General features: G+C 39.0%; 14 protein-coding genes. 7 read left to right on the forward strand and 7 right to left on the reverse strand.

Annotated elements, in window-relative coordinates; genetic code table 11:
* Positions 1-4 precede the first annotated feature (4 nt).
* Positions 5-850 (reverse strand): YicC family protein, encoded by an 846-nt coding sequence (locus N0B48_RS12250; protein ID WP_259839075.1) that lies wholly within the window; start codon positions 848-850, stop codon positions 5-7.
* Between the two features lie 55 nt (positions 851-905).
* Between N0B48_RS12250 and miaA the strand changes: the two genes are divergently transcribed.
* Positions 906-1817 carry a tRNA (adenosine(37)-N6)-dimethylallyltransferase MiaA gene (gene miaA / locus N0B48_RS12255; protein ID WP_259839076.1) on the forward strand — a complete coding sequence of 304 codons (912 nt, stop codon included), beginning with the start codon at positions 906-908 and terminating at the stop codon, positions 1815-1817.
* Between the two features lie 117 nt (positions 1818-1934).
* A complete protein-coding gene (locus N0B48_RS12260; protein WP_259839077.1) occupies positions 1935-2552 on the forward strand; it encodes a SixA phosphatase family protein in 618 nt (205 codons plus the stop codon).
* Between the two features lie 69 nt (positions 2553-2621).
* Here N0B48_RS12260 and N0B48_RS12265 read toward each other — a convergent pair whose 3' ends face one another.
* The 4 genes from N0B48_RS12265 to N0B48_RS12280 form a co-directional block, all read right to left on the reverse strand.
* Positions 2622-4034, reverse strand: coding sequence for an efflux transporter outer membrane subunit (locus N0B48_RS12265; protein WP_259839078.1), 1413 nt, complete (start codon positions 4032-4034; stop codon positions 2622-2624).
* Between the two features lie 152 nt (positions 4035-4186).
* The gene (locus tag N0B48_RS12270; protein ID WP_259839079.1) at positions 4187-7369 is read right to left on the reverse strand and encodes an efflux RND transporter permease subunit; all 3183 of its coding nucleotides are present in this window, start codon (positions 7367-7369) and stop codon (positions 4187-4189) included.
* Positions 7370-7409: 40 nt separating this feature from the next.
* The gene (locus N0B48_RS12275) at positions 7410-8570 is read right to left on the reverse strand and encodes an efflux RND transporter periplasmic adaptor subunit (protein WP_259839080.1); all 1161 of its coding nucleotides are present in this window, start codon (positions 8568-8570) and stop codon (positions 7410-7412) included.
* Positions 8571-8929: 359 nt separating this feature from the next.
* The gene (locus N0B48_RS12280; protein ID WP_034723706.1) at positions 8930-9526 is read right to left on the reverse strand and encodes a TetR/AcrR family transcriptional regulator; all 597 of its coding nucleotides are present in this window, start codon (positions 9524-9526) and stop codon (positions 8930-8932) included.
* Positions 9527-9928: 402 nt separating this feature from the next.
* On the opposite strand from N0B48_RS12280, the gene N0B48_RS12285 reads away from it, so the two are divergent.
* Positions 9929-10483 (forward strand): thioredoxin family protein, encoded by a 555-nt coding sequence (locus tag N0B48_RS12285; RefSeq protein ID WP_259839081.1) that lies wholly within the window; start codon positions 9929-9931, stop codon positions 10481-10483.
* Between the two features lie 314 nt (positions 10484-10797).
* Here the strand turns inward: N0B48_RS12285 and N0B48_RS12290 are convergent, their stop codons facing one another.
* Positions 10798-11703 (reverse strand): AraC family transcriptional regulator, encoded by a 906-nt coding sequence (locus N0B48_RS12290; protein WP_259839082.1) that lies wholly within the window; start codon positions 11701-11703, stop codon positions 10798-10800.
* A gap of 123 nt (positions 11704-11826) precedes the next feature.
* On the opposite strand from N0B48_RS12290, the gene N0B48_RS12295 reads away from it, so the two are divergent.
* From N0B48_RS12295 to N0B48_RS12305, 3 genes are read left to right on the forward strand one after another with little or no spacing between them, the layout of a single operon-like run.
* Entirely contained in the window at positions 11827-13056 is a 1230-nt protein-coding gene (locus tag N0B48_RS12295) for an MFS transporter (protein WP_259839083.1), read from the forward strand.
* 2 nt (positions 13057-13058) lie between these two features.
* Complete coding sequence (locus N0B48_RS12300) at positions 13059-14537, forward strand: trehalase family glycosidase (RefSeq protein WP_259839084.1); 1479 nt, start codon at positions 13059-13061, stop codon at positions 14535-14537.
* 18 nt (positions 14538-14555) lie between these two features.
* Positions 14556-17012, forward strand: coding sequence for a TonB-dependent receptor (locus N0B48_RS12305; protein ID WP_259839085.1), 2457 nt, complete (start codon positions 14556-14558; stop codon positions 17010-17012).
* 346 nt (positions 17013-17358) lie between these two features.
* Here N0B48_RS12305 and N0B48_RS12310 read toward each other — a convergent pair whose 3' ends face one another.
* Positions 17359-17997, reverse strand: a complete 639-nt coding sequence (locus tag N0B48_RS12310; RefSeq protein WP_259839086.1) for an MBL fold metallo-hydrolase — start codon at positions 17995-17997, stop codon at positions 17359-17361.
* A 70-nt stretch (positions 17998-18067) separates the two neighbouring features.
* On the opposite strand from N0B48_RS12310, the gene N0B48_RS12315 reads away from it, so the two are divergent.
* On the forward strand, positions 18068-19282 hold the full coding sequence (locus N0B48_RS12315; protein ID WP_259839087.1) for a type IX secretion system plug protein: 1215 nt from the start codon (positions 18068-18070) through the stop codon (positions 19280-19282).
* Positions 19283-19613: the final 331 nt, after the last annotated feature.

Consider the following 19613-nt stretch of genomic DNA (forward strand, 5'->3'; position numbering starts at 1 on the left):
TGGTCTATAATACGTTTAACGTCTGTTCTTTAATTTTTTCCAAATCATCTTTCATCATGACCACCAGTTTCTGGATTTCTGCATGATTGGCTTTTGAGCCTAAAGTATTGATTTCTCTTCCGATCTCCTGAGAAATAAAACCAAGTTTTTTTCCGTTGAAATCTTCATTGTCCATTACTTCTTTGTAGTACTTCAAATGCTGGGTAAGTCTTACTTTTTCCTCTGCAATATCAAGTTTCTCTGTGAAATAAGCCATTTCCTGATAGAAACGCGTCTCGTCTACGTTTTCAAACTCTTTTAAAGATTTCTGATAACGTTCTTTTACAGCAATGATTCTCTCTTCTTCAAAAGGAATAACTTCTAAAAGGTATTTGTCAATATTCCGGATATTTCTTTCCAGTTCTTCGTGTAAGATACCTCCTTCCGTTTTTCTGAATTCCATGAAACGGTCTACCGCTGCATGAACGATTTTTGCCAGAGCCTCCCATTCGCCTTCCGTAAGTTCGTCAGGTCTTGAAGAGATCGCATCCGGAAGTCTTACCGCCATTTTCAGGTATTCAAAGTCCGGGCCGTCCGAAGCGATGTTACGAAGCTCATTCATATAAGAGTCAATTAAACTCCTGTTGATTTTCACGTCGTTTGTCTCTTCCAGATTCTCCAGATTGATGTAGCAGTCTACCTTTCCACGGATAATTCTGTCGTTAAGGATTTTTCTGATCTCGAATTCCTTTTCTTTATAACGTAAAGGAACTTTAATATTTAAATCAAAGCTTTTGCTGTTCAAGGATTTAATATCTATTGAGATCTTTTTCCCTTCAAAAACACCTTCGGCTCTGCCGAATCCGGTCATTGATAAAATCATAGTTTTTTATTGTTGTACAAAGATAAACATTTAAATTAGCACTGTGAAAAAATTGATTTCTGTTGTAGGCCCCACCGGAATAGGTAAAACGAGACTGGCCATTGATCTGGCCAACCATTTCAATACGGAAATTGTTTCCTGTGATTCCCGTCAGTTTTTTAAAGAAATGAAAATAGGTACTGCATCACCTTCGGAAGAAGAGCTGGCGCAGGCACCTCATCATTTTATCGGGAACCTTTCGGTTCAGGAATATTATTCTATCGGGCAGTATGAGGAAGATGCTTTAAAAAAACTCAATGAACTTTTTGTGAATCATGACACCGTCATTCTGGTAGGTGGAAGTATGATGTATGAAAAAGCGGTAATTGAAGGGCTCAATGATCTTCCTGAAGCTGATGAAAACAACCAGAAGAAACTTCAGGAAATACTGGATACGGAAGGAATCGAAAAACTTCAAAACATTTTAAAAGAGCTCGATCCCGAGTATTTTGAAGTGGTGGATTTTCACAATCACCGAAGACTTTTACGCGCTATTGATGTGATCTGGCAGACGGATAAAACATATTCTGAACAGATTGCTGTTTCTCAGGATTCCAGAGATTTCAACGTGATCCGTATCGGAATTAAAGCTCCGAGAGAAGAACTGTACGACCGAATCAACAGAAGGGTAGATATCATGATGGAGAAAGGGCTTTTGGCTGAGGCTGAAAGTTTGGAAGCATATAAAGACCTTACGGCATTGAAAACGGTTGGATATTCCGAACTGTTCAAATATTTTGATGGGGAATGGGATCTTGATTTTGCCGTTTCCGAGATCAAAAAAAACAGCCGCAGATATGCAAAACGTCAGCTGACATGGTACAGAAAAGCGGATGATATTCACTATCTGTCATTGGGGTATTCACAAGAAGATTTTGATCATTTAATTGAATTTATTTCCACTTCAAATCAATAGAAAATTCCTTCTATTTTAAAAATAATATCAGTTTATAAAAAGTTTTATCGTTTTTTTTTATTTAAATTGGGCTTGAAAATAGAACCATTTCTAAACACAATTTAAATCAATTGAATTATGAAAAAACTAATTATATCGGGTTTGATACCTCTGATGATCTTCACAAGCTGTGAAAGAGCTTCCAGTCAGGAAACCCAAAAGGAGAATGTTAAAAATAATGTTCAGAGTATTGAAAACCCATTGGGCATTCCCCTCCCTTCAGAAATCAGCAGTACAGAAACGGTATGCATTCTGTTGCGTCATGCAGAAAAAGAAAACGTTGGAACAGATCCTGATCTTACCAATGCAGGTAAGCTGAGAGCGGACGAATTGAAACGTTTGCTGGGAAATGTTCATATAGATAATATTTATACTACAGCATACAATCGTACACGCCAAACAGCCATTCCACTGGCAGAGAGTAAAGGAATTGTTATTAAAGAATATGCGCCGGCTGCTACTATTGCTGCCACTCAAGTATTTATTAACAACATTCTTGCACAAAATCAAGGAAAAGTTGTTGTTATTATCGGCCATTCCAATACAGTTCCTGAAATGGTAAAAGTATTGAGTAATAATGCGTTGAATGTGACCATCAGTGAGACACAGTTTGATAATATATTTATTACGAAAAACTCTGCAGCAGCGGGATCTGTGTTTGCTGTTCAAAAAAAGTTTGGACAAAGTACACCATAAGACCTGAGCTTTATTAAAAAATGCGGTCCCTGAAAAGAGACCGCACTAAAAACAATATAATTAAATTTACTACTTCCAACCGCCGCCAAGAGCTCTGTAAAGATCTACAATGCTGCTCAGTCTCTGTCTTTTTACAGACGCAAGATTCAGTTCAGCCTGCAGAGAATTTCCCTGAGCTGTAATCACTTCTAAGTAATTGGCCATACCGCCTTTGTAAAGCATTTCTGCACTTTTTATTCCGTTTTTCAACGTGGTTACCTGATCTGTTGCTTTCTGTTCCTGAACTTTTAAACTTTCATTAGAAACCAAAGCATCGGAAACTTCACCTACTGCATTTAAAACAGACTGACGGAATGCCAGCACATTTTTCTCTCTCTGGATTTTAGCTACGTTAAGATCCGTTTTCAATTGTCTTTTCTGGAAAATAGGCTGAGTAATTCCACCCAATACAGACCCGAACAAAGAAGCCGGAATCTGGAACCAGTTGTCAATTTTAAATGAATTCACACCTCCGTTAGCTGTAATTTTCAAAGCAGGATACATATTAGCCTGAGCAATTCCAACCATTGAATTGGACTCCAGCAGAACCAGTTCCTGCTGACGGACATCCGGACGACGGCTTACCATCGCTGCAGGAAGACCCGTTGAAATATTCTGTGGAAGGGAAGTATCAGACATTTCAATCGTTCTGTTCACTTTATTTGGATTTTCACCCACAAGAATACTTAAAGCATTTTCCTGGATGGCAATATTTTGCTCCAACTGAGTGATCAGAAGTTCTGTAGATTGTTTCTGAGCTGTTGCCTGCTGAACCCCTAAAGAAGTGGTATCTCCACTTTGCCACATTTTTTCAGTAATGGAAAGCGTATTGGTACTTAATTCCAGATTTGATTTTGCGATCTGAATCTGTTTGTCAAGCATCAATAGATTATAATATCCCTGTGCGATAGCTGCTACGACCTGTGTCTGGACAGCTTTTGTCGCTTCGTAGGTCTGCAGATACTGCATTCTTGAAACTTCCTGCTGGTTTTTAATTTTCCCCCAGATATCCGCTTCCCATGAAAGGTTGAAGGCTGCATTATAATCCTCAACATGGCTCTGACCTAAAAATGAATTTAAGCTTTTTCCGTTCATGCTGTTTTCAGAAGGTTTTGAAATTTGCGCTGAAACGGCAAAACCTACATCAGGATACTGAAGATATTTGGCCTGTTTCAGTTTCTCCTGTGAAGAAGCGACCTGTTTTAAAGCAATCTGAAGATCATAGTTATTTTTAATTCCTTTTTCAATCAAATCCTGTAAAATAGGATCGCTGAAAAACTGTTTCCATTCCAAATTGGCAATACTCGCTGTATCAGCAGTAGCCGTGTACTGGAACTTTTCCGGAAGCTGTAGGTCAGGTTCGGTGTAAGCCAGTTTGGACACACACGACACCGCGCCTAGAGCTAATATAAGGGTTAAGATAAAATTCTTAATTCTTTTCATAGTATTAAATAGACTTTTAGTTGAATACAAAACTTTGAGAGGTTTTGGTAAAGCAAAGAGGTCTTTAGTAGGAGAATACTTTGCTTTTTTTATGATATTAGTTTGAATAGTTGCTTCTCTATGAGTCTCAAAGTTTTGTATATCAATATATATTAATGAGCTGTGGTTAGAAGTTCTTCTTCCAATTTCTGTCTTTGAAGTCTTTTATTTTTTCTGCTCGGCATTTTTTCATGCAGATACTGGAAAATCACATACAATACCGGGATGATGAAAATCCCGAATATCACTCCTGTCAGCATTCCTCCTACAGTACTGTACCCGATAGAGTGGTTACCTTTTGCTGAAGCTCCCTGCGTCCATACCAATGGAAGCATTCCCACGATAAAGGCGAAAGAGGTCATCAGGATCGGTCTCAAACGTAATCTTGAAGCCTGCAGTGCAGATTCAATCAGACTCTTACCTGCTTTTCTTCTCTGAACAGCAAATTCTACAATCAGGATGGCATTTTTAGCCAATAGCCCGACGAGCATGATTAATCCAACCTGAACGTAAATATTGTTATCAATTCCAGCTAGCCCCGTGAAAGCAAATACTCCGAATATCCCTGTAGGAATGGTAAGAATAATTGCAAACGGAAGGATGTAGCTTTCGTACTGAGCTGCCAGAAGGAAGTACACAAACAAGATACTTAAAAGGAAGACAAATACCGTCTGACCACCTGTTTTGATTTCTTCACGTGTGATTCCCGTCCATTCGTAACCATAACCTCTAGGAAGTGACTGTTTTGCAACTTCTTCTACCGCTTTAATCGCATCTCCGGTACTGTATCCAGGTTTTGGAGTTCCGTTGATCGTTACTGCGTTGAACAGGTTATTTCTTGTTACCGTTTCAGGTCCGAAGGTTCTCTTTAAGGTTACCAGTGTTTTCGCCGGAACCATTTCTCCTGATTTATTCTTTACATAAATCCCTTCCAGAGAATTGATATCTGTACGGTAAGGAATATCTGCCTGAGCCATTACTCTGTAGTATTTTCCGAATCTGTTGAAATCTGAAACGAAACTACTTCCGTAATAGATCTGCATCGTCTGCATCAGTTCTGTGATAGAAACACCCAGCTGATTGGCTTTGTCAGCATCTACATCAATTGTATACTGAGGATTTCCTGCGGCATACGTGGTAAAAGCAAATGCAATCTCCGGACGTTTCATCAGTTCCCCGATGAAGGCCTGAGTTGTTGTTCCCAATTGCTCAAAAGAGCTGTTCGTTTTATCCTGAAGCATAAACTCAAAACCGGAAACGTTACCAAATCCCTGTACGGTTGGGAAGTTGAAGAAGAACGCGTTTGCATCTTTTACCTGACTTACTTTTCCTGTCAGAGTAGCTGCGATCTGATCCGGATCTTTCATCTCGCCACGTTTATCATAATCTTTAAGTTTAATGAAACCTGCAGAATAAGGAGAAGCGTTGGCATTACTGATGAAGTTCATTCCATCCGCTACCCAAAGGTGGTTCGTAGCTTTTTCACCGTTGATGATCTTGTCAATCTGTGCCGTAGCTCTGTGCGTTCTTTCCAGTGAACTTCCCGGAGGTGTGTTAACTGCATAAAGAACAAATCCCTGGTCTTCGGTAGGAATAAATCCTGACGGTGCTTTTTTAATTAAGAAAACACTTGCAGCGGTAATAACTACCAGACCTCCTATCGCAACCCATTTATTTTTAATTAAAAATTTAAGGCTATAGATATATTTTCGGGTCATATTATTGAAGGCCACATTAAATGCGTTGAAGAATCTTGCTCCAAAGCCTGTTTTATGACCGTGTTCTCCATGTTCTCCCTGAGGATCTTTTAGGAACATCGCACATAAAGCCGGACTCAATGTCAAGGCGTTCACTGCAGAAATCAGGATGGCAATTACCAGAGTAAAGGCAAACTGTCTGTAGAACACCCCTGCTGGACCCTGCATGAAACCTACCGGAATAAATACGGCACACATCACCAAAGTAATGGAGATAATAGCCCCGGAAATTTCACTCATAGAGTTCGTCGTTGCCTGATCTACTGCCATTCCTGTCTGTTCCATTTTGGAATGGACGGCTTCCACTACAACGATGGCATCATCCACCACAATACCGATGGCGAGTACCAGTGCAAACAACGTAAGCATGTTGATACTGAAACCAAACAGCTGCAGGAAGAAGAACGTTCCGATGATCGCAACGGGTACCGCAATAGCCGGAATCAATGTAGATCTGAAATCCTGAAGGAAAATATACACAACCAGAAATACCAGAATAAATGCAATCACCAAAGTTTCAACAACCTGATGGATAGAAGCATCAAGGAAGTCCTTAGAATTGTACATGATGATAGGCTCAACTCCTTTTGGAAGGGTAGTTTTCATCTGATCAACCTGTTTTTCAATTTCAGTTAAAATTTCATTCGCGTTGGAACCTGCCGTCTGCAGAATAGCAAATCCGGCAACCGGTTTTCCGTCTACTCTGTTGGTCGCTGTATAAGTATAAGAACCGAATTCTACTCTCGCTACATCTTTTAATCGTAAGAATGATCCGTCATTGTTCGCTTTAATGGCGATATTTTCATAATCTTCATTCTTGCTTAGTTTTCCTTTATATTTAAGGATATACTCATACGTTTCCTTACTTCCCTGGCCCAAACGTCCCGGAGCAGCTTCAAGGTTGTGATCTTTAACTGCCGCAAGCACTTCCTGTGGAGAAAGATTGTTGGCTGCCAGTCTGTCCGGTTTCAGCCAGAGTCTCATGGAATAATCTCTCGTTCCGAAAACCTGAGCTTGCGCAACTCCCGGAATACGCTGTATCTGTGGAATTACGTTGATTTTAAGGTAATTCTGTAAGAAAAGTTCATCGTACTGTTTTGGATCATCACTGCTCAGTCCCATGAACATAATCATACTGTTCTGAACTTTCTGCGTGGAAATCCCCGCCTGTACCACTTCCTGAGGAAGCTGGCTCATAGCTTTCGATACCCTGTTCTGTACGTTTACTGCAGCATTATCGGCATCAGCCCCCTGTTTGAAATATACGCTCAGGGTCATCGTACCGTCGTTACTGGAATTGGAGGTCATATAGGTCATGTTCTCCACTCCGTTCACTGCTTCTTCAATAGGGGTGGCTACCGAACGGGCAACTACTTCAGCATTAGCTCCAGGATAGAAAGCCGTTACCTGAACACTCGGTGGAGCAATATCGGGAAAGAGGGCAATCGGTAAATTAAAGAGGGACAGTGCCCCCAATAATAGGAGTATTATGGAGATGACCGTTGAAAGTACCGGTCTTTCTATAAATTGTTTTAACATAAGAAGTTTATTTTTTTAAGTCTTCTGTATTCGGAATAGATTACAAAGGTCTGGCTCTCAACAAGCTGTCGGCAGAGATTGCTTTCGGCTTGATAGAAGCACCATCCTTCAAAGCTCCGATTCCGGTGTACACGATTTTTTCTCCTGGAGCTACTCCTTCAGAAATAAAGTAGTAGTTTTCTGTTTTTCCTGAGACTTTAATCGGCTTGCTGGTTACTTTGTTGTCTTTACCTAAGATATATACGTAGGTTTTGTCCTGAATTTCAAAAGTAGATTCCTGTGGAATGATCAGGGCATTGGAAAGCATCTGAGGCATACGCACTCTTCCTGTATTTCCTGTTCTTAAAGCTCCCTGTGCATTAGGGAAAACGGCACGAACGCTGATGGCTCCTGTAGTTTTGTCAAACTGACCATCTACAATGCTCATTTTTCCTTTTTGAGGGTAAGTGCTGTTGTCTGCAATCACCAGATCTACCATTGGCATATTCTTCAGCTTTTCATCTAAAGTTGCTCCCGGATATTTCTTCTGAAATGCGATAAAATCCAGTTCACTTAAAGAGAAGTAAGCATAAATTTCGCTGATGTCCGATAGCAACGTCAATGGATTAACATCTGTTCTTGAGATCAGGCTTCCTTTTTTGAAAGGAATTCTTCCGATGTATCCGCTTACCGGTGCTGTGATCGTTGTAAATCCTACATTGATTCTTGCATTTCCTACTGAAGCTCTGGCTTGTGATGAAGCGGCAACAGCAGCAGCATAATTAGCTTTTGCGGTTTTAAGCTGTACGTCGGAAACTACTTTTGCGGCTACTAACGGCTGAAGTCTGTCAACTTCCACTTTAGCTTTCTCAATATTGGCATTGGCAGCCTGAAGATTGGCCTGCGCCATATTCACCTGCTCGCCATACGCTCTTGAATCTATTTTAAATAATGGCTGTCCGGCTCTTACGTAAGAACCTTCCTCCACATAGATTCTGTCCAGGTATCCGTCTACCTGAGATCTGATCTCTACATTGTTTTTACCTTCCAGTGCGGTAGGAAATTCCTGATATGTTGTGGCTGGAGATGTGATCACGGTGTAAACCGGAAGTTCCGGAGCAGGCGGTGCTGCATTGGAACCTTCTGCTGCTTGGGTACAGTTCTGCAAAAGGATAATACTTGATATAAGTATGATAAACCTTATTTTTCCAGATATTTTCATTGTGGGTTTATTTTTTTTAATGAAGTGTTAGATTTAAGTAATAATGTCTTTTAAATTAATTCTGGTATATTTCCTAACGGTGTTAATATTTAGTTCAAAAAAAAATACAGAATTTTTAATAAAGGGTCAGATCGTCATTTTCATAAGTGCTGTCTGTTTTTAATGTTGAAATGTATATATAAAATGAGGTGTATTAATTGTGTGTTAATTTATCTAACAGTGTTAAGTAGATAGTAAAAGCTGTCCTGAAATTTTAAATTATAGTTTCCATGTTACTTTTTTTAATTTTTTAACTGAATATTTTACTGATATTCGGTGGTATATTTCCTAACGGTGTTAATTTTTGATTCAAAAAAAATTTACAAAGACTTAACGAAAGCAGAAACCGTTTCGTCTAAAGTCGTTTTATTCATCGTAGAAGGAATATCTGTATTTCGCATCATCATAATAGAGATCAAACCGTGTACCGCTGAAAATAGAGCGTGTGACATATGACAGGCATTGTCCGGATTGGATCCGTTCTTCTTAATGATGTTGAAGGTACACTCATAGATCAGGTCCTGAAATGACGAAAATTCTTCTTTCATCTGGCCCTTACCACTACACTGCATTCCCAAACCGAACATCAGCTGATAGTATTCTTTATTCTTAAAAGCGAAATCCCAGTAGGCATCTACTATAGCAGTAAGCTGCTCTTCCGGAGTTTCGAATTTCTGCTGAGCTTTTAATAACTCTATATGAAGACAATGAAAACCGTTGATAGAAATTTCATACAAAATAGCTTCTTTGTTTTCAAAATAATCATATACTACAGGAGCACTGTACTCAATGGCATCTGCAATCTTACGCATTGACAATGAAGCCCAGCCCTCAGTTTTAGCCAAACCGAAAGCAGCCTGCAAAATATTTGCACGTATGGATTCTTTCTCTCTTTGGCGACGTTCATGTAAGCCCATGATTTTTATTTACTAACGGTGTTAGCAAAACTACAAACTTTTAAGTATATCTTCCAAATAATATTTGATAATTAACATAAGTTGGGGTGAAGATATTTCAGTTTTTATAGTGATGAAAGGAAGTCAGAAGCTCGAAGAGGGAAGTTATTGAAGTCCAAATATATGAATACGAGAGGTGTGCTATTAATATTTTTTAAAACTACTTCAATACATATATCGGAGAAACTGTTAAATACTTACCGTCTAATAGTAACTTCCATCCTCCAGCTTCCATCTTCCAATCTTTTAATCTTAATTTCTTTCCTGAACTTTGGTTAATTAACATTTAACGCAAGTTTATAAATTCCTGAATTGGCTTATATTAAAAGAAACTTTATATTTGCGATAAAGAAAATAAAGGATATGAATACTCCCTCAAATATGCTGGCTCTGGGAACCAAGGCTCCGTTTTTCGAGCTTCCGAACCCTTCAAAAACTAATGAGATCCAATCTCTGGAAGATCTGAAAGGTGAGAAAGGAACACTGGTGATCTTTATGTGCAACCACTGTCCGTTTGTGCTTCACGTGATCGACAAGATCAACGAATTGTATGAAGACTATAATGAAAAAGGGATTGAATTCATTGCAATCAATGCCAATGATGTAGAAAAATATCCGGCTGATTCTCCGGAAAAAATGATAGAATTCCAGATTGAAAGAAATTTTGATTTCCCATATCTGTATGACGAAAGCCAGGCCGTAGCCAAAGCTTATGATGCAGCTTGTACACCGGACTTCTATTTCTTTGATGATAAATTAGACCTGATCTACAGAGGACAGATGGATGATTCAAGACCCGGAAACAACAAAGATGTAACCGGAGAAGATCTGATCATCGCTTTCGAAAACCTACTTTTGGGTGGGCCACAGGAAGAGATCCAGAAACCAAGCATGGGATGCAATATCAAATGGAAGTAATACGATGAATGGTTGAATATTTTTAACCGTCATATATAAGTATAAAGCTGTTCTTTTTTAAGAGCAGCTTTTTTGTGCGCAAACATCTGTGTCAATCTTTAAAATCTGCTAGAGACTTTTTCAATATCATAAATAAACGAGCTCATCATTTTATTTCCCGCAGATCTCACGGATCCCGCAGATCTTTAGGAATCATTATCTGTGAAATTTGCGTGATCTGTGGGAAATAAAAATACCTTAACTTATTACAATCCTTATATGCAAGATGCTTCGACTCCGCTCAGCATGACAGGGGACACGTTAAGAGGATATTTTTAAAAGCCAGCTGTAATTTTCACCTCTTTTTCAACCTTCAGATCCACATTTACTTTATTGTGCGAGAAATTCTTTATAAACTCAGAAGGCGTTTTCTCCGTATACTTTTTAAACATCCGGTTAAAATAAGTCACATTATTAAATCCACAGCTGTAGCTGCATTCTGAAATACTCTTATCCTGAGCCATCAGCAGGCAGGCTTTATTGATACGGTACCGGTTCACAAATTCTGTAAAAGTGATCTGCGTCGCTTTTTTGAAAAAGTTACAGAAAGCCGGCAATGTAAGGTTGGCGAGCCTGGCTACATCTTCAATATTGATTTCCTTATCATAATTATGTTCTACGTAAGTGAAAATATTTTCCAGTCTCGTCTTGTTTTTTGAGATAATGGTATACGGCATGATTTCCTTGTTCAAAAGATCATAATCCTTACATTTTGAAAGTTCAAACAAAATCTCAAGCAGCAGCAGATATCTTTTATAACCTTCCGATTCCAGCATGAGTTTCAGTTTGGGAAGCATTACTTTTTTAATCTTATGATGAAAATGAATTCCGTATTTTGAAAGTTCCAGAAGATTTTTAATTGATCGGGCTTCCACTTCCTGTTCCGGAAACTGAAGAATCTCTTCTCTGAACTGAAGCACGATTTCTTCATGCGGATCCGTAGAATTTAGGCCAAATCCTGAATGCGGAATATTGGAACCTATCAACACCAGATCTCCGTTCGTATAATTGCTTTTGTGATAGCCAACATGACGGGTTCCGTTCCCGGAAATGACACACACCAGTTCGATTTCAGGATGGTAATGATACTCCCACTTGAACTCGCAGATCGGCGAATTGTTGTGCAGAGTGCGGAAAGAACTCTTTTCGCTCGTAATGATTCTTTCAAAACTGACTTTCATCTCATTAATCGTATTTATTCAATAAAAATACTAATTATATTAATATAGTTCAAATATTGATTTATTGTGTTAAATTAATGTTAACCTAAATGCTTCTATCTTAGCCGACAAGAAATGATCTCCATGAAAAATTTCAATATTAAAGCCGTCCTGTTTTTGAACTATTTTGTTTTCGCGATTCTTTTGAATTCCGTGGGAACAGTTATTCTGCAGGTACAGCAAAACTTCGGAATCTCAAAATCTTCAGCCAGTATTCTGGAAGGATTTAAGGATCTTCCGATTGCTATATGTTCATTTATTCTGGCGTCATTTCTACCCAAAATAGGGATCAAAAATTCCATGCTTATCGCCCTTTTTTTGGTGAGCTGCATGTGTTTTGTGATGCCGTTTTCCAATGATTTTTGGTTTTTCAAACTGCTGTTTGCCATTGTAGGGGTTTCATTTGCATTAATAAAAATCTCGGTTTTTACTTCTATTGGTCTTGTGACAAATACCGATAAAGAACATTCAAGCTTTATGGGCTTTCTGGAAGGATTCTTTATGATCGGTGTATTAGCGGGAAATGTGCTTTTCAGTTTGTTTATTGATGATCATAATCCGAAATCTACCCAATGGCTTAATGTATATTGGGTACTGGGAGCCGTTTCTACCTTGTCCTTCTTGTTTTTATTCTTTTCAAAATTAAATGAAACAGAAGCTAAAAGTGAGAAAACGGATTTATTAGGTGATTTGAAAAACAGCATCAGCTTATTCAGTTATAAAAAAGTATTGTTTTTTCTCCTGTGTGCCTTCTTATTTGTATTGGTAGAACAGAGTTTCCAGACATGGACGCCGACTTTTTATAAAGAAATTCTAAAACTTCCGACTTCCATGAGTATTCAGGCCGGAGCCGTTTTAGCCGGAGCTTTTGCGCTGGGGAGATTTTTATCAGGCTTTTTCTCCAAGAAATTCAGCTGGATCTATGTGGTTTCTTTCTGCGTGATTGGTTTTGCGATAAGTATTATTCTGGTTCTGCCATTAACCCACAATATTCAGATTGATAAAGGAACAGGTTGGTTCAATGCTCCGCTTGTCGTGTATTTATTTCCTTTGATGGGAGGTTTGCTGGCACCGATTTATCCAAGTATCAATTCTGTGATTCTGGCATCCATTCCAAAATATTTACACAGTGCGATGGCCGGACTGATTGTGGTTTTTTCTGCAATCGGAGGAACAATTGGTTCTATGATCACTGGTTTTGTTTTCCAGGAATTCAGTGGACAGCAGGCGTTTTATCTTTCATTGATCCCGCTTTCACTGCTGATCATTTCAGCTATTTTCATGAATAAATTAAAAATAAATCCTAAGAAATAATAATGAATAAACAGCTTTACATAAACGAAATCCAGACTCTTTTTGATGATGTACAGAGAGCAGAGATCTTTGAAGACCAGAAGATGATGACTGATGCCGTTCCCATGTTTCCTGTTTCGGAAATCAATGCGGACTATGAAAAGAAAAAAGGAAGTCAGGGATTTGATCTGAAAGATTTTGTAACGGCGAATTTTGATTTCCTGGGAGCGAAAATTTCTATCCATAGAGAAGGCCAGCTGCCGATCGAGCAACATATCGAAAAACTTTGGGATGAACTAACCCATACTGCTTATGAGGAGAAAGGAACATTACTGAAACTTCCGAAGCCTTATATCGTACCGGGAGGACGTTTCAATGAATTCTTTTACTGGGACAGCTATTTCATTATGCTTGGATTACAGGTTTCGGGGAGAACAGAAATGATGGAGAATATTGTAGAAAACTGTTCTTATTTAATTCAGAATGTAGGATTTGTTCCGAATGCGAGCAGAACCCATTTCCTGAGCCGTTCGCAGCCACCATACTTTTCGCTGATGCTGGATCTTCTGTTTGAAACTAATGGTGACGAAAAAATTTACACCAAATATCACGATACTTTAGAGAAGGAATATGCTTTCTGGATGAATGGGGAAGAATGGCTGGAGAACGATTCCAGCGTAAAAAGAGTAGCGAAAACGAAGAACGGAGATCTTCTGAACCGTTATTATGATGCAGAAAATGCACCCCGCCCTGAAAGCTATCTGATCGATATTGAAGACAGCGACAATGCAGGCGAAGAATTTTACAGAAATATAAGAAGTGCCTGTGAATCCGGCTGGGATTTTTCCAGCAGATGGTTTGCAGACGGCGAACATATACAGACGATAGAAACACTGAATATTGCAGAAGTGGATCTGAACAGCCTTCTATGGCATTTGGAGAAAACACTGGCCAAATCTTCAGCACTTCTGAATCTGACAGAAAAAGAAAATTATTTTACTCAAAGAGCAGCAGGACGCAGACAGATGATCAACACTTACTTTTGGGATGAAAACACTGAATGTTATAAAGATTATCACTTAAAAAAACACAAAAACACACCGTCTGAACATATTGCTGCTCTTTACCCATTATTTTTGGGACTGGCAGACGAGGCACAGGCTGAATCTGTTGCCCAGCATATTAAAGATAAATTCCTTTATCAGGGAGGTCTTGTAACGACTACAAAGAAAACCGGCCAGCAGTGGGATCTTCCTAATGCATGGGCACCATATCAGTGGTTAGGTTACAAAGCAATGAAGAATTATGGTTTCGATGAACTGGCTGAGGAAATTAAAAATAACTGGTGTAAGAATGTGGAAAGAGTCTACAGCAACACTGGAAAATTAATGGAAAAATACAATGCATTAGACACGGAAACCATTGCGGGAGGAGGAGAGTACCCGAATCAGGACGGATTCGGATGGACAAATGGAGTCTATCTCAAATTAAAACAAAACTAACTATATAAAAATCATGCTATGAAAAAAAGATCGATATTTTTAATGGCTGCCACCGCTACGCTTTATTTTAACAACGCGTACGCCCAGGAAACTCCTCAGGATTCCATCAAGACGTCATCCATAGACCAGATCGTTATTACCGGAAACTCCGGCCCGAAAAAGAAAATAGAATCCAGTACCGCTATCTCTACGTTTACGGCAAAAGAGATCCAGAAGCAGAATCCTATCAGTGCAGCCGCTCTTTTACAGAGGGTTCCGGGATTTGCTGTGGAAACTTCCGGTGGTGAAGTGGGTAACAACCTTTTTGCAAGAGGAATTCCTTCTGCAGGAGCTTATGAATTCGTGCAGGTTCAGGAAGACGGACTTCCAGTGTTTGAAGACGGAGCACTTCAGTTTGCGAATGCAGATAATTTTTTCCGTGTAGATAATACGGTGAGCCGTCTGGAAGCGCTGAGAGGTGGTTCAGGTTCCATTTATGCAAACAATTCTCCCGGAGGATTGATCAACTTTATTTCCAAAGAAGGGAGTAATGATTTTAAAGGTACGGCTAAGCTTGAAACCAGTACTTACGGCCTGATGCGTACAGATATTAATGTAGGCGGGGCTTTGGTCCAGGATAAACTTTTCTTTAACGTTGGCGGATTCTACAGAACAGATAACGGAATCAGAAAAACAGGTTTCAGAGCCAATAATGGCGGACAGATCAGAATGAACCTAAAGTATGTCTTTGATAAAGGCTATGCTAAAGTCTACTACAAAAAACTGGATGACCGGAATACATTCTACCTTCCGATTCCTTTATTACAAGACGGAAACGACCTTAAGGAATTTCCCGGTTTTAATGCCAATTATGGAACCTACAGCTACAGAGGAGTAAGTCAGCTTAATATTCCACAGGCCGGCGGCGGATTTTTTAAGAGAGATCTTGAAAACGGAATTCACCCGAAAGTAGATGTTGTAGGAGCAGAATTTAAATATGATCTTGGAAATAATTTCAGCGTTCTGAACAAGACGAGATATACCAATATCAATATGGAGTATACGGGAATGTTCCCTGCAGGAGCTCCAAAACTGGCTTCTGATTATGCTACCGGTGCTATAAAAGACGGTGGTTTGGGAATGAGCAATTATCAGTATTCTCTGGTGAGCAATGGGGCTTTGGTGAATCCTCAGTATATACAGAAATTAGGATTCTGGGCTATTGATAAGCAGATGAATAATTTTGTCAATGATTTACAGTTCAATTATAAATTTGACAAAGGAAGTGTGACGGCCGGTTTCTATAAATCAAACTGGAAATCTCATCAGTACTGGAACTGGAGCAATGTTTTAGCAACTGCTTCAGACAAACCGGAACTTTTAAATTTGGTGAATCCGTCTATGGGCCCTTCAGATACAGGATATTCTCAGACCTACAATGGGGTAAAAGATATGTCTTTCCTGATCAGAGATTCACAGATCCAGGGAAGTCTTAATGATGCTTATCTGAATTTTGATTATAATGTTACAGAAGACTTAAGCCTTAATGCAGGAATGCGTTACAGCCGTGATTACTATAAAGGATACAAAGTCAATACAACAACAGCCAATCTTAATAATTCAGGTTTAACAACTGACGGAACCCACAGCTTTGCAACAACTACGGCAGATGATAATATGGCAGTATTGGGTAATCAGTATACGTATTGGAATTATGATATCAATAAAGTGTCTTACACATTGGCAGCCAATTATAAGCTTAACAAAGGAAATGCGGTATACGCCCGCTTCTCTCATGGTTTCAGATCTCCAAATGAAGAAGCTTACTATAATAATATAAGTGATCTGAGCGCTATTAAAGCGGTTGACACCAATCAGCTAGAAGTGGGTTACAAATATTATTCACGTACTTTCGATATCGGAATCATTCCTTTCTATTCTACGCTTAAAAACCTTTCATTTACAGATGTATTCTCAGACGGAACTTCAGAAAATAAATTCGCCAACACAACGAACTTCGGGGTAGAAATCGAAGGATACACCAGACTTTTCAATAATATCCTTGAAGTGACTTTCAACGGAACGATTCAGAATCCGAAATACAAAGATTTTGTCGGGAAAAATGCAGACGGAACTACCTTTGACTACGACGGAAACATCGTAAGAAGAATGCCTAAGTTCTATTTCAATATTTCTCCTGCAGTGAATATCACAAAAGAATGGAGAGCTTACGTAAGTATGAACTACTATGGAAAACGTTTCCAGAACGAAGGAAATACGGATGATAATGTTCTTCCGGCTTTCACTGAAGTAGGCGCAGGAATGTCCTACCAGTTAGGAAAAATACGTTTTGCGGTAGACGGAACCAATATCTTTAACACGATTGGCATTACAGAAGGAGATCCAAGATCCCAGACTGCAGCCGGAACGAATATCAGAATGGCAAGACCAATCATGGGAGCTGCTGCAAGAGCATCTATCACACTTGATTTTTAAACTTATATTTATTTTCTTCATAAAAAAACCGTCAGGATATTTCCTGGCGGTTTTGATTTTTTGTGGGAGGAAGATGTCAGATGCTAGATTTCAGACATGAGACACGAGACACTAGACTGAGATTAGAAAATGTCAATGGTGAATTTTGCTTCGCAAGTGAAAAGTGAATTTTAGCAATTCATAAAGTTTCGGGATGCGGGATGCGGGTTTCGTGATTCGGGTTTTTCTAGTATCGAGTTTCGAACTAGCAACTGTCAACCAGCAACCAAACTCCCCACCCATATACTCTAAAACTCTCATACTCTCTAACTTGGAACTCGAAAAACCCGCATCCCGTATCTCGAAACTATTTAAAAAACGGATTATACTGCTTCTCAAACCCTATTGTCGTAGGATTTCCGTGGCCTGAGAATACCTGAGTTTCATCATCAAGAATAAATAGTTTATTGGTAATACCTTCGATCAGTTGTTCGTAGTTTCCTTTATAAAGGTCGGTTCTTCCGATGCTGCCTTCGAAAAGAACATCGCCGGAGATCATGAATTTCTGCTGGTCATTATGGTACACAACGCTGCCCGGAGAATGTCCCGGAACGTGGTAGATTTTAAATTGTTCTCCATCCAGTTCAAGCACGTCGCCTTCATTGATGTAGGTAATATCTGCTTTTACGGGATCAACCGTGAATCCGAATCTCATTCCGCTGGCCTGAAGCATATCAAGTACATCCTGATCTTCCTGATGCATGTGAACAGGAACTTTGAAGGTGTCAAAAGCCCATTGAAGGCCTAAAACGTGGTCGATGTGAGCATGGGTCAGAAGAATCTTCTCGATCTTCAGTCCGTTTTCAGAAATAAAGCTTTTTATCGCTTTGGTTTCCTGCTCATTCATATTTCCCGGATCGATCAGCCAGGCGTTTTTATTTTCGTTGTAAAGGATGTATGTGTTTTCGCTCGCAAAATTGAATACGAAGCCCTGAATCTGAAGCATAACTGGATTTTTTTATTTCAAAAATACGATATTATTAAGAAAATCCCGATTTTTCGTTATCTTCGTCATAATGAAAACTTTGCGAATACTTTTACTTTCTTTGGGCGGACTGGTTTTTGGTCAGAATATTCAGAGCATTCAACTTTTTAATCCGCAGACGAACGATGAAACACCTGTTATCAGGTTCGGTGAGCAGTTGGTTTTAAGCTTTGATGATCTTACGAATGCCAGCGAAATCTACAGATATACGATCAAGCATTACGACAGAAACTGGAATGATGACAACCTGTTTTTTACAGAAATGGCAACCGGAAGTTTAAACGGACTTCTGGATCAGTTCCAATATTCTTTTAATACGCTGCAGGCTTACACCCATTATAAGCTTACATTCCCGAATGATAAAATACAACCGAAGATTTCAGGAAATTTTGAGCTGATTGTTTATAAAGATTCAGCAGATAGACCTCTTTTCAAAAGACGTTTTTATCTGGTGGAAGATGTGGCAACCGTCGCTTTGAATATCTCAAGAATTGCAGATGCCAGAAATCCCAATGTGAATCAAAGGGTAGAAGTAAAAGCCACTTCAAAAACAGGAGATCTTTCCTCTAATGTCAATTCAATGACGTTGAATGTAATGCAGAACAACAACCCAAATGTAGTAGTTAATAGTTTGAAACCAAGCGCAACCTTAGGAAATCAGCTGCTTTTTCAACAGATGAACTTAACATTTCCCGGGAATAACGAATTCTATTATTTCGATAACAAGAATATGAATATGGCCGCAGATATGGTGAGAGCTACAGAATTGAAAGACGGCGTCAACCAAACTTATCTGCATCCAATATGGGCTTTTCCATTAAATTATCAATATCAGCCTGACGTAAACGGAGCGTGGTTCTTCAGAAGAAATGATTTGGGACTGGAAAGAAATGCTGAAAGAGAAGCCGATTATTCTTGGGTATATTTTTCTCTGGATTCCGATCCTGTGGATAAGGAAATCTATGTACTGGGAGGTTTTAACAATTTTATGCCAAGCAAAGAAAACCAGATGCAGTACGATGCAGCCAATAAAAAATATGTAGCCAAAATATTTCTGAAACAAGGTTTTTACAACTACATCCTCGCTACCAAAGAAAGCGACGGTTCGCTGAACTTCGGAGAGGTGAATGGTAATTTCTGGCAGACGGAAAATCTGTATCAGGCGTTTTTATATTATGCTCCTTTCGGACGTAATTACGACGGGTTGATGGGATATGGAGAATTCAGAACTCCGATTGGAAAATAAAATTTACATTAATTTGTTTAAATATTAGGAGGTACTCATTATGGGTGCCTCTTTTTTATTGTGGATATGATTTGTGATATTTTTAACCACAGATTTCTCAGATGTACACAGATGATTGTGGATATTTGTGTAGATCATTTGTGGTATTTGTGTTTAAAATAATCCTGTCTATAAAAACAGGCTGTATGAATATTCTTTTTTAACCACAGATTTCACAGATTTCACAGATGTTTGTGGATATTTGTGCAGATCGTTTGCGGTATTTGTGTTTCAGAACTAACCACCCGTCCAAAATTCTTTGAATTTTTTAAAACTTAAGTGTACTTCTTAT

It is taken from the genome of Chryseobacterium herbae, assembly GCF_025154075.1.
Lineage (GTDB): Bacteria > Bacteroidota > Bacteroidia > Flavobacteriales > Weeksellaceae > Chryseobacterium > Chryseobacterium herbae.